Genomic DNA, 14,906 nt, shown 5'->3' with positions numbered 1-14,906 from the left:
TTCAGCGCCGCCCTTGTGTGGTGCTCCGAAGACGCCACACCACGAGAGCACCCACACCTGCACCGGCGGGCACCAGCCTCCACGCTCCACCGGCCACGTCCTGCTGGCTGGCGGAAGCAGTGGTCGCGGCGCCGCGCTCGCAGTACGCCTTGGCCGGGCCCACGATCAGGGCGCAGGGATCCCGGTGCGCGGCGTCGGCGGCGAAGGCCCGTCCGGTGTGCGGCCACCACGCCTGCGGCACGCCCACCCCGAGGGCGAGCACGACCGCGGCAGCCAGGACGGCGATCACGGTGAGGGCGCTCGCAGCGGCGGCGACGCGCCGGGTGCGGTCCCAGGAAGAAGTAGTCATCAGACGTGTTCCTTCGGACGGGTCTGAACGGCCTCACCGGCGAGTGGCTCCGGCACGGAGGGTGAGACGGCGCTCGTGCGGTGTCCTGGCGTGGTGGTGATGGAGGTGGTGATGCGCGGGATGCGGGGGATGGAGACCTTGATGCGGCCGGTGTTCTGTCGCGGGCAGGTCAGCAGGAACTCGCCCTCCCGGCCCTTCTGGCCGACGGGGGACAGGCCGGTGGTCACCAGCCGCAGCAGTTCGCCGTCGTTTGGGTCGAGACCGACGAACTCCAGGCCTCGGCGGGCGCGTTCACGGTCGGTGGTGCGGGCGAGGGCGCGGTAGGCCATCAGTCCGCGGTCGGGGCCGAGTTCCAGGGCGTCATGGGAAGCGCCCAGCAGGCCGGCGCCGTGCTTGCGGCCGTCGTGGAGGATCTCGTGGACCAGGGCGGTGCCTTCGGCGGACGAGGTGAGCCAGTACAGCTCGTCCAGGACCACGGCGGTGAATCGCTCGGGGTCCTCGAACGCGGTCTGCCGGGCGATCGCGGCGATCAGGTAGAGCACCGCGCGGCCGATCAGCGCCTCCAGCGGCTGCTGGTGCAGGACTTCCGGCTTGTCGAATGCGGCCTTCGGCGGCAGCTTCAGGCCGGTCGTCGTGATCACGATCATGTCGGAGGCGCTGGAGGCATCCAGCCGCACTGGCCGCAGCGTCGGGTCGAAGACCATCCGGGCCAGGGAGTTGGTGGCGACGACCCGGATGAGGCCGGCGAGGGTGGCGGCCGCGTCCTGCCGCTTGGCCACCTCGCGCATGGCCATCTCCTCGAGGACCTCAAGGACGCGGTGCATGGAGGGGGCGTCGCTGAGGGCGGCCTGCTCGACGGCGTGGTGGAGGACCTCGCCGTTGGTGCTCATCGGGCCGATGCCGAGTTGGAGGGTGAGGTAGGACAGGGCGTAGTGGCGGCCTTCAGGGCCGTCGAACATCCGCAGCGGGTCGATGGACACCTCGGCCTGAGCCGCGTCGATGATCTGGACGCGGCCCTTGGCGGCGGTGCGGGCGAAGGTGGCCCACTCGCGTACGGGGGTGCGGTCGATGCAGATCGCGCAGCCGCCGCGCGCCCACACGGCTTCCGCGATCAGCTTCTGCAGGACGCTCTTGCCCGCGCCGAGGTCCCCGACGATGCCCATGGAGGCGGACGCGTCCACCTTGGGCGCATCCGCCACGTTGATCATGACGGGACGGGTGGTGCCGCTGTCCAGGTCGATGCCGAGGAACATCCCGTTCGGGTCGCCGACGTCCGCGGCGGTGAAGGCCCCGGACAGTGCCCAGTCCTCACTGATCTGGTGCTGGGTGAACTCACGCACGACGCCGGGCCGTACCGTGCCGGGCAGGCCCAAGGTGAACAGGGCCTCCTGCAGGCCGGCCGGGCGCACCGCGCGGTAGTCAGCGCCGCCGAGCAGGGCGGCCAGGGCGCGGGCCCGGGTGTCGCAGACGGCGGCGGTCGGCCCCCACACCGTCAGCACGGTCACCGACTGCACCTCGACCTCCACGCTGGTGCGGGAAAGGCGAGCATCGAGCTCGCCGAGGTCGCGGGCGGCCTCCGTGATCGAGGCGGGCATGCCAGTGGGGCGGGCGTCGTACTGGTCGGCCTGGTCGATGAGTTCGTTCTTCTTGCGCCGCACCTGGTCGCGGGCCTTCTCCGCGGGCACGAGGGCGAGGTCGACGGTGTAGTCGACGGGGAAGTCGAGCGTCTCCAACTGGGCGAACAGATCGGCGGCTTCCTGGCTGACCGCGGGCGGGCACTCGGCCAGCGCCAACTGCGCCTGGTAGCCCACCCCGGCGTCGGACTCGACCTGCAGCCACCGCCGCCCGAGCGGCGAGCCGGTGTTCAGCCGCCACCAGGCCTTGCGGCCCGACCGTGTGATCCGGCCCGCGTTCTTGAGTTCGTCGACGTCGTCGAGCTCCGGGTCGATGCCGCCCTCTTGCAGGCGGACCTGCCCGAGGTCGGCGTAGCTGGGGGAGCGCAGCACGCCGTCACGGATGTGCCCGCCGTACAGGTCGCTGCTCTCGGCCTCGGCCAGCAGTGGCTCTGCGAGGCCGCGGTGCAGGGCGTGCTGGATCATCCACACGATCTCCGCCGGGCGGGCGGGGCGGAACGCGATGCCGCCGGCGAGCGCGGCCTCCACCCGGGAGGCCTTCTCGCGGTAGGCGCTCACCTCGCGCCGCGCCACCGGCGCCGGGCGCATGCCGAGCATCGGCGCGACCTCGGCCCACGCTGCGCCGAGGGACGCAGACACCTGCAGGCCGGTGGTGTCGCTCTGGAGGGGCACGGCCAGCCACAGGGTGCGGCGGTGCATCTCCTGGTCATCCAGGAGATCCAGGGTGGCCTCGACGTTCTCCACCCACGGATGCCGGCCCGAAGCCGGGGCCTGCTCGGCCGGCTCGATGCCTTCGATCATGCGCAGGGCGATCTCACCGGGGTCGACCTGCGCGCACAGACCGAACAACCGCGGCGCCCCGGACAGCGAGCGGATCAGATGGGTGATCTTCGCGAGCTGTTCGTCGCGGACCGCGGCGGGCACATAGGTGCCCTGAACGGTCTCCTCTCGCTGTCCCCGCGCGTCCGGACCCGGGCGCAGCCGGTAGACGGCCCACACGCTTCCCTGGGTCGACCACACCAGGTGCCCGGCGATGTGACGGATCGGAACCCTCACCGCGCACCCCCGCTCTGCTGGGCGCGGGCGAGCAACTGCTGCACCCCCGACACCGGCCCCACTGCCGCAGCCGGAGCCCGCGGATGTGTGCGGCAGGGTGCGGACGAGCGGCCCGCGGGGGCCGGCAGAGGGGCACGCTGCCGAGCCGGCCGGGACGGCGAGGCCTTGGCAGCAGGGCCCGGTGCGGGCGCGCCCTCGATGGTGAAGCCACCGAGCAGCGGGTGGGGAGCGCGGTCGCGGGCGGCCCGCCCGCCGATCCGCCCTCCCCTGGGCTGCCAGCCGAGCAGCACCCAGCCCAAAGCGGCCTGCATCGGCGCCCGGCCGGCGATCTTCGGCCGGCGCACCGCCCAAATGGCCAACACCCAGGCGACGAGGGGGACCGGTCCCATCCACGACCACCAGCTGATGGTCTTGATCAGGAGGAAGCCGCCACCGACCGCCACTGCGATCTGTGCCGGGGTGTATGGCCCAAGCGGGATCTTCCAGTCGGCGACCTTGCCCAGCACCCACGGGTGGCGGCGGGCGGCGGTGTAGAAGCGGCCCACCCGCCCTGCGGCCGCGCTCACAGCCACCCTCCGACGCCCGGCGAGTGATCACGAGAGGCAGGGAGCTCGAACTGGACGATGCCGGGGACGGCGGGAGCGCCCTTGGACGGGTGTTTCACCTCGTCCTCGAACTTTTCCGCCAGGTCGTTGCGCGAGTTGTACAGACCGAGCGCGATCACCATCAGGATCAGCGCGCCGATCCCGGCCTTGAGGCTGAACCGCTGGATCATGATGACGACGACGAGCACGACCAGACCGGTCTGCAGACCCTTGGTCGCCCAGTGGCTGAACATGGCGATCCACCCATCGCCGAAGTCCCCCAGCTCCCCGGCGAGCACCAGGCTGTGCACCGTGTTCATCGGACACCCCCGTCCTGGGCGGTCCCGGACTCCAGCGCCGCGACTTCCCACCGGCCCGAGCGGGCCTTGAGCGTGAGCTCGTAGGCCAGCGGCCACCGACCGGTCGCGTCCCGGGCTTCCACCGAGGCGAAGACACGCACCTTCGTGTCGTCCGCCGGTACCTGCTCGGCGGCCGCAGCCTCCTCGACGGCGGACACCTGCTGGACGGCGACCGCCGAGTACGGTGCGGGGGAGACGGCCGACAGCTTCACACCGGGCGCGAGGTAGCGGTCGACCTCACCGGCACCCGTCAGGTAGGCGGCGAGGAACTGCCCGACGGCGGACGACAGATCCCCCTCCGGGACTGTCACGGCGTACGACGACTTCGGCACCTCGGCCCGGGCCGGGCCAGCCACCACGCCGGGCGTCCCGGTCACCGTGAACGAGGAACCCGCGCTGTCGGCGGCCACCGGCACGGCGAAGTACCGCACCGATCCGCCTGCGTACTGCGCAGCAACCGTCACCGCCCACGCACCGTCCGCGCGCTGCGCACTGCGCACCGACGTCACCGACTGAGGCGCCGATTGCGCATCGGCGGCCGGGTCGGGCAGATCGACGTCCGGCGCCATCGACTGCGCAAGCCGCGCCTGCGCACTCGTCGCGTCGTCCGCGCTGCTGCGCAACCACGCGCCGACGAACACCTGCGCATAACCGCCCGGGTCGGCGGCGGCCGCCGCGGTGCGCACGGCGGCGGGCTTGGCCGCCGTGGCCGCCGCGACCGTGGTCGGGGTGGAGGCGACGGCGACACACAGGGCGACGGGGCCGGCCGCGATGACGGTCCACACCGCCACGCGTGAGAGGCGTACGCGGCGGCGCGTCGCCTCCAGCCGGGCGCCGGCCGCCATCGGAGCAGCGGCCTCGCTCTGTGAGGCTTGTTTGCCAGGAGACATGGTCAAACTCCCAGGTCAGAACGGATGTTGCTGACCTTGAGAAAACCCGTCGACCCCGACCCGACCACCGACCACGAACCCCCGACCATGGTCACGATGGGGACACGAAGTCCATGGTCGGGGTCATGGTCGGGCCGACCATGACCCCGACCATGGGGCAGGCTCGGACTGTCGACAGGCCATCGCGTCCGGCGCGCGTTGCCCGGAACCGGCGACCGCCGTGCGATCACGTGCCGCCCGGCCACAGGGCCCGGACACCGATGCGCAGACGAAAGCCGGCCGGGCCGCGACAGACACCTGCGCAGTGCGCCAGACGGACCTGCGCAAGAGGAGATCAGGAACCCTCGGGCGGACTGCGCAGCCGCCTCGGCACAACTCGACTGCGCAGGATCCTCGACCGGCTGCGCAGCCCGATTGCGCAACGCCCGTCCGGGGCTACGCAGTCGGCTGCGCAACCGCTGAGCGCCCGGGCTGAAGGTGCGTGGTCGGCCCGACCATGAGCCCGACCACGGCAGCCAGACGGCTCCGTTGCCGGATCGTGACCCATGGTCGGGGTTCGTGGCCGTCAGCCTGGTCGGGGTCGGCGGGTGAGCTGACGCCATGGAACACACGCACGCCTCCACGCCCAGGACTACCGACCGCCCCACCTCGGCGGGCCCGGTGTGCCGCCGTGGCCATTGCGCGCGGCGTGCGTCGGGGGCACGGCGGTGAGCCGCTTCGGGGCGGGGATCCGCCGGGGCGTCATGGCGGCCGATCAGTTCACCCAGATCGCCAACGCGCTGTTCCGTGACTCCCGGCTGTCGTTCAAAGCGAAGGGGATCTTCGGGTACGTCAGTACGCACAGGAACGGCTGGCAGGTGACGGTCACCGACCTCGTCCGCCTGGGCCCGGACGGACGGGAAGCGGTACGCAACGGCCTGCAGGAGCTCGAGGCGCACGGCTACCTGATCCGTGACCGCCTGCGCCGCCCGGACGGCACCCTCGGCGAGATCGTCTACTGCATCACCGACCGCCCGGCCACCGTGGACATCGCGCTGATCGAAGCCGACTTGGTGGTCACGGCCCCCAAGGCCGAGCACGCCGACGGCCTCCCGGCGGGGATCCGCCGGGGCGTGATGGCGACCGATCAGTTCACCCAGATCGCCAACGGGCTCTTCCGCGACACCCAGTTGTCCTTCAAGGCCAAGGGCCTGTTCGGACTGCTCTCTACGCACCGGGACGGCTGGCGGATGACCGTCACCGACATCGCCCGCCGTGGCCGCGACGGTGACTCAGCCGTCAAGAGCGGGCTGAAGGAGCTGGAGAAACACGGCTTCCTGGTCCGTGAACGTGAGCGCGGCCCAGACGGCACCCTCGGCGCGGCGGCGTATTTCATCACCGACCTGCCCGCTCTGCAAAGCAGCAGGTCACAACCAGAGTCGGGTTTTCCACCAGTGGATGACCCTACGTTGGCTGATCGGTCCACTAAGAACACCAACAGAAAGAAGACCACTCAGCAGAACACCAGCCCCCTCCGTCCGTGCCGCGGCGACGCGTCGCGAGCACCTGGACGGACGGACCGGCCGGACACGCCGACGCCCCCGCTGGCCTCGCCCGCGGCGGATGAGACGCCCCCGGGGATCCTGCTGCTGCTCGAACTTGGGGCGGCTCGCCCCGAGCTGCTGCTGACCGGGCAGGCGCTGACAGACCAGGGCCGCGTCGTGACGGTGATGCTGGAATCCGGCTGGAGCCGCGACCAGCTGCGGCACGTCATCGCCGCCCGGCCCTTGCCCCATCCGGTGCGGACCACGGTCGGCGCGATCATCGCTGCCCGCCTGCGCGCCGCCCAGGCTTACCCGCCGCCCACCCGCGCGGCCGACCACCACGACGCACCCGTGTGGGACGACCCGCCGCAGCAGCCGATCAGTGGCTCCGGCGCCGCACGCACGGTGAGCGAGGCCCTGACCTACCGGGCGCTGGTCGAATGCGCCGGCTGCGGCGTTCCCGGCACCGCCCCCGGCGAAGACCTCTGCCCGGCCTGCCTCGGCTGGCCGCCCTGCCGCACCTGCCCCGGCCCCACACCCCGGCGCGCCCACCCCGACGGCGACGGCCGCTGCACCACGTGCGCCTCCGCCTTCACCAACGAACCGGAAGGAATCAGCCCGTGACAACCACGCTCCACACACCACCCCCGGCCGCGGCCGCCCACCACCAGTGCCCCTTCACCCACGACCCGGGACGGTGGGAAAGGAAACGCTCCCGCGCCCTGCGGACCGGCCACGTCCGCGACCACACCTGCTCGGCCGCCTGCGAGACCGTGCTCGTCCACGAACGCACCCCATGGGGCTGGCTCGCCTGGACCGTCCCCGGCGACGGCAGCCCGCCCGAGATCCCCCACCAGATCGCGGTGCTCACCCCAGCCGCCACGCGTACGCAGCGCCTTGCCCTGCGCTGGCTGACCAGGCGCCCCGCCCAGCGCATCGCCCTGGACACCGTCCCCGGATCCCTGCGGTTCTCCGCCGCTGCAGTCGCCCTCATCAGTCTCCTCGCCGGCATCTTCGCCACCGGCCACGGAGTCCCCTTCGACGTCGCCCTGCCGGCGATGCTCCTCGCCCCGCTGCTCGCCGAGCACCTGCCCGACCGACTGGAAGCCTGGGCCCGCCAACACGTCCGCATCGTCGAAGGCGACAATGCCTGCCGCTATCTGCAGCGCCTCGCCGCCCTGCACACCTCACTTGCCCGGACCGCTGCCGGCAGCGACCGCTACGAGCTACGCCGCTCGGCCGAGATCGGCCACAACCTGCTGTGGGACGCCGCCGGGCTTCTCCAGGCCCGGGACACCCACGCGGCCTCTGACGACCTCATCGCCCGCGAACGGCTGATGCTCCAACTCGCCCACCAAGTCGCCCAGATCATCCATCGCACTGCCGACGCGGACCACACCCCCGAATCCGGGCGGCCCCTGGGGCCGCACCCACCGGGCGCCCGGCCGGCGACACCTCACATGACCGCCACATCATCGCTGAAGGAAACCGTGCTCATGCCCCAGCCCGAATCCAGCCCCGCCGCCCGCACCCCGGACGTGTACCTCCTCTTCGCGCACGAGCCGTACTACCCCGGCCCCGGAACCCAGGAGATCAACACCACCGTCGTCGCTGCCGACTCCCTTCTCCACCCGCAGGTGCGCCAGCCCGACGGAGCCCGCATCCACGACCTCCTCACCCAAGGAAGGCAGCCGGGCGGAATCATCCCGCTGGCCACTCTCACCCACGAACTGAACGGTGGCGCCGACTGGCCGAAGGTCGGCGACTGGGAGGTCGTCACCACCGACCTGGTGCAGCTGGTACACGCAGGGCGCTGCGATGCCCTCAGTCTCGGACTGCCCGAGATCGCGCGCGCCCTCCTGTGTAACGGTTCGCACAGCCAAGTCCGCGCCTACGACGCCGCGGCCGACGAATTCATCGTCTACGGGCCCACTGAGCGCGCCGAGGCCTTGACCCAAGTCGGCAGGTTCCTCGCCGAGCTCGTGGCCGAGCAGTCCCTCTGGCCCGGCGATGGTCTGCTGCCTCCGCTCGTCGACCCTTCACCAGCCGGTACCCGCTGCTGTACCCGGAGGACGCCTGGGATGTGATGTCGATGCTGGAGCTCCAGCTGCCCGGCCTCATCTACCGCCAGGAACAGGACGGCGAGAGCCGCACGGTGTGGGTGCTGCATCCGGACGGCTCGTGGGCGCGGGCGACAGCCGGCGGGTTCCTGGACTCGCCCGTGGTGCACGAGCGCGGCCCTCAGCGGCTGTGGTCGCAGATGGACCGCATCCGCAACCGGCTCAACCGCAGTGGCGCCCTTCCGGTCTACGGTGCGAAGGTGAACATCGACCCGGACGGCTCGGCGACCCTGTCGCGGGGTAGCTGGTCACAGCGGCTCTGACCACCCACATGCAGCTCCGCCCGCGCGCATACCCCCGATGCGCACGGGCGGGACTTCCTCGTTCCTACGCAACCAGGTCGACGGCGTCCTACTGCCACTTGGGTATGAAGGGGGCAGCCGGTAGCTGCCGGGCAGGTCAGCGCGGGTGCGGTTCCGGCCCTGCAGGTGGTGTTCGACGACGGTGTCGGAGATGGTGTAGGTCGGCGAGGAGTTCGCGGGAGGTCAGCGCCGCTGTCCCGCCCCCCCGCCAGGCCTCGTGCCACTGGTAGGCCGGTTTCGAGCTGACCCGCAACCGGCGAGCGACCTCCGACGGGGCGACCTCCTTGGCGAACAACCCGGCGGCCTCCAAACGCGCCGCCTCGCGGCGCCGGCGGCCCTTCGCCGTCAGCCCGTCCCCATCTGCATAGCGCATAGCAACGACGTAGCGCGCCGCTGACCATCAGTCAGCCGCATGAACCGGCCCCACCTCGAAGCGCCGAAGTCAGTCACAGCACATCTACCGCTAGTCATGGACTACAGCGCCCCCCGGCCATCTCTGGGGGCGCTGTAGTCCTTTGATCAGTTGTTGCGTTCGCGGAGTCGGGTCAGCGGGAGGGGCCGACTCTCACCGCCCCGGCGTTCACGGAGACTGCTGACCTTGCCAAGCAGCTCCGACAGTTTCTCTTCACGCTTCTGGGCGTAGGCGTAGCGCTGGGGCAGAACTTCCAGCAGATGAGCTCCACGAGGGCCGGGCGTCCCTCAACATGCTCAGGACGTACTTTCCCGAGCGGCTGGGGCAGAGGTAGTAGGGGATCCGTAGCGATGGCCGGTTCCGCAAGGCCGTGCGGCTTTGCGGGGGAGAGGTGGCTGGCCTCTCCATACCGGCCATCGTGCGGCGTCTGGCCCGCCGGGAGTTCGTCGATCCCTTAAACCAGAGGCCGCGGTCTTACGGTATCCCGCCTGCGGCGCGGCTGGTCGTGCCGCAGTCAGGAGGGTGAGGAGCGGCGGGCTGCCAGGTCCTCGAGACGGGAGCGTTTCCAGCGCTGCTGGCGGGGGCGGCCGCCGCTGCCGCGCCGGTACTCGTATCCGTGGGGTTGCTCGAGGTCGGGCAGGAGTCCGTGCCCGAGTGCGCTGATGAAGCTGTCGGCGTTGCTGTATCCGAGAATTTGGGCTGCTTCGGCGGCGCCGACCAGGTCCTCGTTCTTGTCCTGGTCGACCGGCGGCAGCACTCCACGCTGGCGTGCTGCGGCGACGACGGTGGCCCGCCGCCACTTCTTGCGGCCTGGACCGCGGCTGCCTTCTTCCTTCTCCAGGGTGTCCGGTTCGGGCAGTTCGGGGATGCGCCCCTGGTAGAGGGCGCTGGAGAAGGAGGCCGGGCTGCCGTAGCCGAGCAGCGCGGCGACCTCGGCTGTGCCGAGGAGCTCGTCGGGGTCGCCCTCTGCCGACACCTCAGGCCGGGCTGCCGCCAGAGCGGAGCTGCGCCGGCCCTTGCCGGGGCGGCTGGCGACCCAGGCCACGATCGTGCCGCGGCGCCACATCGGGCCGTCGGCGTCGTCGTCGGGCTCGGGGAAGTACCCGGGCCGGTCGCGGAAGTAGGCGTCGATGGTCGACGTGCGGGTGTAGCCGAGAAGCTGGGCCACCTCCCGCTTGGTGAGCAGCTCGTCCTGGTCGGCCTCGAGTACCGCGGCCGGCAGCACGCGCTTCTTCGGGGCACGCTGGGCGAAGAACGCCGCGACCTCGTCGTGGCGCCAGAACCGTTTGCGGCCCTCGGTGTGCGCGACTGGGGGGAAGCCGCTGTCGGGGTTGTTGCTCCAGTCGCTGATCCGGGGCTTGCTCGTACCGAACTCGGACACGATCTGCGCGGTGTCCACGAGCCGGTCGGCGGAAGACATCAGGGCCCCTTTGGAAGAATCAGCACGGCGGTGCCGGCACTCGGACAAGCTTGACATGTTCGATAATGCCAAAGGCGGTGGTTTGCTGTCCAGCCTGACACCAAGACGGCCTACAGCACTTCCTCGCCCAGCAGACACACCCCAAAGCACGCCGCACGTTCCTCCAGCTCCGCGTAGGCCATGGCGGCCGGTGTGGCATCCCAAGTCGCGAACGCGAGAGCGGCAACCGCCTCGCTGCGCGTCATCCCCTCCTCCCATGGCGCGCCCGCAGCGGCACACCGCTCGGCGAGCTCGGCGTCGGACAGGCTCGCGGTCTCCCGGCCGACGTCGGCTAGGACGTCGGCGACGCCCCCGCACCAGGCCCGGTGGCCCGCAGACAGCAAATCGTGCAGCGTGTCCGGGTCGCTCACGCTCTGGGCCCGGGTGGTAAGACCGAGTAGCAGGGCGGTGGGGTTCATCTCCATGGTCATTTCTCATCCACTGTAGGGGTGGCAGCGACCGGCGATGTCCGATCCTGGCCCTACCGTTCCTCCCGTGCGGCCCTGACCCGGCACGGCGCCCCCGTCCGCCACCGCGAGAGGATCCTTGATGAGCATTACGAGCCATCCCTCCGGACCGCTCGACCACACGCTTTGCGGGCGGCTCGGACCTGTGCCGCGTGCCCGCGTCAGTGGGTGGCGCGGATCATCACGGTGAGGACCGGCGAGGCCGCTGACGGTTGGCTCTGACCGATGTCGTGGTAGCCCCACGATTGGTAGAGCCTGTGGACCTTCCCGTCGCCGGCCGTCGGGTTCACCATGAGCGTCACGTTCGGCTCTTCTCGTGTGGTGAGGAAGGTGTCATGGATGCGCCGGGCGGTGCCGGTCTTCCGCCACGCTGGCCGTACGCCGATCTCCTTCAGGGCCACGGCCGGGCGGCTGGTGTATTCCTCCGCCGGTTCGGGGGTGGTGCGCTGCCAGTAACGGTCACCATGCTCGATGCGGTTTCCGTAGGCGTATCCGACCGGCTGATTGTCCGCGTACGCGAGGACTGCCGTGAACCCCGGCTCGTCGCCGTGTCGGTCCAGCCGCTCGCCGAAGGCGTGGATCGCATAGTTCGGCAGGTGGAGCAGCGGGGCGCGCACCTCGGCGTAGACATCGATCACGTCGCCGCGGATGAGGTCGAGGTCGGTGAAGGTTCGGATTTCGGTCGCGGGTGCCGTGGTCATGCGGTGGCCTTCCAGGCGTCGCGGGTGTGCTCGGTCCAGGTCTGCGCGGTGGAACTGCGCGGCGCTCGCGCACGCAGCGCGGCACCGAACTCTTGCAGCATGCGAGACACACGGGCGTGCTGGGTAGCGGCGTCAGTGGGGACCTTCATAGCGGTGGCCGTGGCGGCTTCGATGTCGCCCTGGGCGAGTTGGGCGTGCGCGAGGCGTGTGGTGGTGATGGCGTGGGAGCGGCGCATGTGGGGTCGCAGGATGGACAGGCAGCGGTGGGCGTGGAACTCGGCGGTCGGGTAGTCGCCGAGGGAGAGATTGGCGGAGAGCGCGAGTGAATGCAGCTCGGCCTGGTCGTAGAAGGCGAGCAGCCACATCGGCCGGTAGGCGTGCGGGTCAGCACGCTCAAGGGCGTCCTCGGCCTGACCGAACGCGCGGCGGGCGCCGGTGCGGTCATGCGCCGCGCCGTAGATAGCCCCCTGCCGGGCCAAGCCGAGGGAGGCGAACATCGGGTCGCGGCGCGTGATGTGCAGGTTGCGGGCGACGTCGTTCGCCGCGAAGGCTTCGGCGGGGCGGCCGATGTGCCGGAACATGGTCCCCGCATGGCTCCAGATGCGGAACTTGATCTCCTGGTCGCCGGACATCTCGGCGAGGGCCTGGGCCTCGCGCATGTGCGCCTTGGCGTCGGCGTAGCGGCGGCCGTCGATCGCTGCCCACATCGCGGAGGAGCGGAACGAGGCGGCGCACGCGTAGAGATTGTTGCGTACGCGCTGCGTGGCGCTGCCGGCGCTCTGCAGGTTCAGTGCCTCGTCGGCGAGCGCGGCGGCCTGCTGCTCGATGCCGAGCTGGCCGCCGTAGCGGTGGTCACTGGCGATGATCTCGGCGAAGCGTCGCTGTAGGCGCTGGACGTCGCTCATGCCGATACGGCGGGGTCCTACGGTGCCGGGTGCGGCAGCTGCTGCAGCGGCGGCAGCGATACCGCCGACGAGGTGACGACGCTTCATATCGAGGTCCTCCTGCGGTGGGGCTGGGGCGGACGGAGTCCGGCCCCGTGGGACGAACCCTAAAGCGGTGGCGGGCAGTCCGCTGACGTCCTCAAGTGCTGCGCGCTGGGCGGATTTGGGCCAGCGGACCTTGCCCGCCTTCCAGCCCCGGATGGATGATCCGTCCAGTCCGCCGGGCCGTCCGGTAAGGCGCTCATGGGCCCTGTTCACCGCTTCAGCCAGGCTGTTGGAGCTGTAGCCGTGCTCGTCCATCCACGCCTCAAGAGCCTCATTGCGCGTGGCTTCCATGGCCGCACCGTAGCGGTCCCGCGCACCCGTCAGGCAAAGCGACAGCCAAATCGCCCTAGGACGTTCCGTCGGATCAGCGTCCGATCGTCCTAACCAGTTCGCCACGCAACGGAGTTATCTGGTTACCGGCCAGCCCCTTCCCCGCGTGGCTGGCCGCCGACGGCTCTGCCCGCTTCTTCACCCCCCGTAAGGGACGGGCAGGGCGCCGAACCGACCGCGAGCGCGAGGCAAGCGACATGACGACTGCCCACATCCCGGCCTCGGGGCGCACCCGTCTAAGCGCCTTAGAAGCCGGTCAATCCCCCCTGCTGGCCCCGCGTTTCCCCAAGAGGACGTGATGACGACGACAGCCGTATGGGCGCGTTACGCCGGCCTCCGCCGTGACGGGGACCTGATGGACGAACGTATTCGCGTTGCTCCGCGCCGCGGCGATGGGCCACCCCGGGAAGAAGACGCATGGCGCATCGGGACCATGCGCCGGATCGCTGCAGCGAAACTCCGCTTCGGCGGATGCGAGGCCTTGATAGACGCGGCAATGTTGATCGTCTCTGAACTGCTGACGAACGCGCTCCTCCACAGCGGCACTCAGGAGATCCGACTCCGTCTCATCCTGCAGGGCGGCTCCCTCCGCATCGTGGTCGATGACGGAAGGCCAGCCACGATCGAGCCGCACAACGCAGACGACGATGCCGAAACGGGCAGGGGCCTCACCCTCGTCGCAGCGCTGGTGAAGGAGAACGGGGGGACCTGGGGCGGCACCGACCAGGGAACCGGCGTGTGGTGCGAACTCCGCAGAGAGGCCAAGAGCCAGTGACCACGACCATCCATCTCAACCGCGCCGGCGATGCCGTATCCAGGTGGCACCACTCGGTGGAACCCGCGCAGCCCCCGAACGAAGCAGCCTTACGGACAGCGCTCGCGGCGGTACGCGCCTGGAAGCCCTACGACGGGGACGCCCTGCTAGACGACGCCGGCGACGTTCTCGACACCGTGGCCCCCGCCGAGGAAGTGGTGGAGGAACTAGGCCAGCGGCTGCGCGGAAACCTGAAGCAGCTCGTCGGCATCGCCATCACGTTCGAGGCCGAGAAGCAGGACCCGCGAGCCCAGCAGCACATCGGCTGCGCCCACGATTTGATCCAGGCCGAGATGCCAGGCGACTACGCGAAGGCAGTGAGCCACCTGCGGCGGCTGGGGTGGGCCGTCCATGAGTTACTCGAGCTGCTGGTCGAGATCGGGTATGTGAAAGCTCCGGACTCCCTGAGCGAGAACCTGTGACCGCCCCCGGCCCCCTCACCCCCACTGGTGTGGCGCTCATCAGCCGGACCGCCGAGCTTCCCGGCACTCAGCGCGCCATCCTGGCAGCCCGCTTCTGGACCCGAACGACGGTTGCCGCGATGGGCTGGAACGGCGACATGCTGCATGCCGTGGAAGTCGTCAGCCGCCTTGTGGCCAACGGCGTACGCCACGGCCTGCCCGCCCGCGCGCCCGCCGAGGAGCGCAGGCTCTCCCTGACCGCGTCCCTCACGGGACGCCGACACCATGGTCTTCGATGTCCGCGACCTGGTACCAGCCTTCCCTGATGCAGAAGCCGCCATCCGCGGGGAGAAGGGATACGGCCTCTGGCACGTCGCCCACCTGGGGCCCCGGGTTACCTGGTTCCTGCCACACGAAGGCGGAGGCAAGACCGTACGCGCCGTACTCGGTCCGTGAACCACGTACCCACCGCATGACTTCTGTCCGGTGGCCCGGATGCCCTCTCGGCCCAGTCCA

General features: G+C 70.7%; 16 protein-coding genes. 6 read left to right on the top strand and 10 right to left on the bottom strand.

Annotated elements, in window-relative coordinates; all coding sequences use genetic code 11:
* Position 1 precedes the first annotated feature (1 nt).
* Genes FB157_RS29695 through FB157_RS29675 form a run of 5 tightly spaced genes read right to left on the bottom strand, consistent with a single transcriptional unit; the run spans position 2 to position 4,872 of the window.
* Positions 2-349, bottom strand: a complete 348-nt coding sequence (locus FB157_RS29695; protein ID WP_145883750.1) for a hypothetical protein — start codon at positions 347-349, stop codon at positions 2-4.
* Complete coding sequence (locus FB157_RS29690; RefSeq protein WP_145883749.1) at positions 349-3,039, bottom strand: ATP-binding protein; 2,691 nt, start codon at positions 3,037-3,039, stop codon at positions 349-351. The genes FB157_RS29695 and FB157_RS29690 overlap by 1 nt, the downstream gene beginning before the upstream one ends.
* Positions 3,036-3,605, bottom strand: a complete 570-nt coding sequence (locus FB157_RS29685) for a hypothetical protein (RefSeq protein ID WP_145883748.1) — start codon at positions 3,603-3,605, stop codon at positions 3,036-3,038. The genes FB157_RS29690 and FB157_RS29685 overlap by 4 nt, the downstream gene beginning before the upstream one ends.
* Entirely contained in the window at positions 3,602-3,943 is a 342-nt protein-coding gene (locus FB157_RS29680) for a hypothetical protein (protein WP_145883747.1), read from the bottom strand. Before FB157_RS29680 ends, FB157_RS29685 begins: the two co-directional genes overlap by 4 nt.
* Positions 3,940-4,872 (bottom strand): conjugal transfer protein, encoded by a 933-nt coding sequence (locus FB157_RS29675; RefSeq protein ID WP_145883746.1) that lies wholly within the window; start codon positions 4,870-4,872, stop codon positions 3,940-3,942. The genes FB157_RS29680 and FB157_RS29675 overlap by 4 nt, the downstream gene beginning before the upstream one ends.
* A gap of 707 nt (positions 4,873-5,579) precedes the next feature.
* On the opposite strand from FB157_RS29675, the gene FB157_RS29670 reads away from it, so the two are divergent.
* The 3 genes from FB157_RS29670 to FB157_RS29660 are packed head-to-tail and all read left to right on the top strand — an operon-like array spanning position 5,580 to position 8,778.
* Complete coding sequence (locus FB157_RS29670) at positions 5,580-7,019, top strand: hypothetical protein (protein ID WP_145883745.1); 1,440 nt, start codon at positions 5,580-5,582, stop codon at positions 7,017-7,019.
* Positions 7,016-8,482 (top strand): hypothetical protein, encoded by a 1,467-nt coding sequence (locus tag FB157_RS48715; protein WP_261386599.1) that lies wholly within the window; start codon positions 7,016-7,018, stop codon positions 8,480-8,482. The genes FB157_RS29670 and FB157_RS48715 overlap by 4 nt, the downstream gene beginning before the upstream one ends.
* A complete protein-coding gene (locus tag FB157_RS29660) occupies positions 8,482-8,778 on the top strand; it encodes a hypothetical protein (RefSeq protein WP_186581739.1) in 297 nt (98 codons plus the stop codon). Before FB157_RS48715 ends, FB157_RS29660 begins: the two co-directional genes overlap by 1 nt.
* 136 nt (positions 8,779-8,914) lie before the next feature.
* Here the strand turns inward: FB157_RS29660 and FB157_RS49700 are convergent, their stop codons facing one another.
* The 5 genes from FB157_RS49700 to FB157_RS29640 all read right to left on the bottom strand — a co-directional run bounded on the left by FB157_RS49700 (position 8,915) and on the right by FB157_RS29640 (position 13,136).
* Positions 8,915-9,190 (bottom strand): helix-turn-helix domain-containing protein, encoded by a 276-nt coding sequence (locus tag FB157_RS49700; RefSeq protein WP_398947460.1) that lies wholly within the window; start codon positions 9,188-9,190, stop codon positions 8,915-8,917.
* A 553-nt stretch (positions 9,191-9,743) separates the two neighbouring features.
* Positions 9,744-10,649: an AlpA family transcriptional regulator gene (locus tag FB157_RS29655; RefSeq protein WP_145883744.1), complete on the bottom strand. Its 906-nt coding sequence runs from the start codon at positions 10,647-10,649 to the stop codon at positions 9,744-9,746.
* A gap of 110 nt (positions 10,650-10,759) precedes the next feature.
* Entirely contained in the window at positions 10,760-11,119 is a 360-nt protein-coding gene (locus tag FB157_RS29650) for a hypothetical protein (RefSeq protein WP_145883743.1), read from the bottom strand.
* Positions 11,120-11,316: 197 nt separating this feature from the next.
* Positions 11,317-11,856 carry a GNAT family N-acetyltransferase gene (locus FB157_RS29645; protein WP_145883742.1) on the bottom strand — a complete coding sequence of 180 codons (540 nt, stop codon included), beginning with the start codon at positions 11,854-11,856 and terminating at the stop codon, positions 11,317-11,319.
* The gene (locus FB157_RS29640; RefSeq protein ID WP_145883741.1) at positions 11,853-13,136 is read right to left on the bottom strand and encodes an XRE family transcriptional regulator; all 1,284 of its coding nucleotides are present in this window, start codon (positions 13,134-13,136) and stop codon (positions 11,853-11,855) included. Before FB157_RS29640 ends, FB157_RS29645 begins: the two co-directional genes overlap by 4 nt.
* A gap of 337 nt (positions 13,137-13,473) precedes the next feature.
* On the opposite strand from FB157_RS29640, the gene FB157_RS29635 reads away from it, so the two are divergent.
* Genes FB157_RS29635 through FB157_RS29625 form a run of 3 tightly spaced genes read left to right on the top strand, consistent with a single transcriptional unit; the run spans position 13,474 to position 14,716 of the window.
* Positions 13,474-13,950, top strand: coding sequence for an ATP-binding protein (locus FB157_RS29635; RefSeq protein WP_261386598.1), 477 nt, complete (start codon positions 13,474-13,476; stop codon positions 13,948-13,950).
* Positions 13,947-14,411, top strand: a complete 465-nt coding sequence (locus tag FB157_RS29630; protein ID WP_261386597.1) for a DUF6415 family natural product biosynthesis protein — start codon at positions 13,947-13,949, stop codon at positions 14,409-14,411. The genes FB157_RS29635 and FB157_RS29630 overlap by 4 nt, the downstream gene beginning before the upstream one ends.
* A 29-nt stretch (positions 14,412-14,440) precedes the next feature.
* Positions 14,441-14,716 (top strand): hypothetical protein, encoded by a 276-nt coding sequence (locus tag FB157_RS29625; RefSeq protein ID WP_145883740.1) that lies wholly within the window; start codon positions 14,441-14,443, stop codon positions 14,714-14,716.
* Positions 14,717-14,906: the final 190 nt, after the last annotated feature.

The organism is Streptomyces sp. BK340 (assembly GCF_007827595.1).
Lineage (GTDB): Bacteria > Actinomycetota > Actinomycetes > Streptomycetales > Streptomycetaceae > Streptomyces.
The sequence above is the reverse complement of the archived record's forward strand: the minus strand, read 5'-3'. Positions and strand labels throughout refer to the sequence as shown.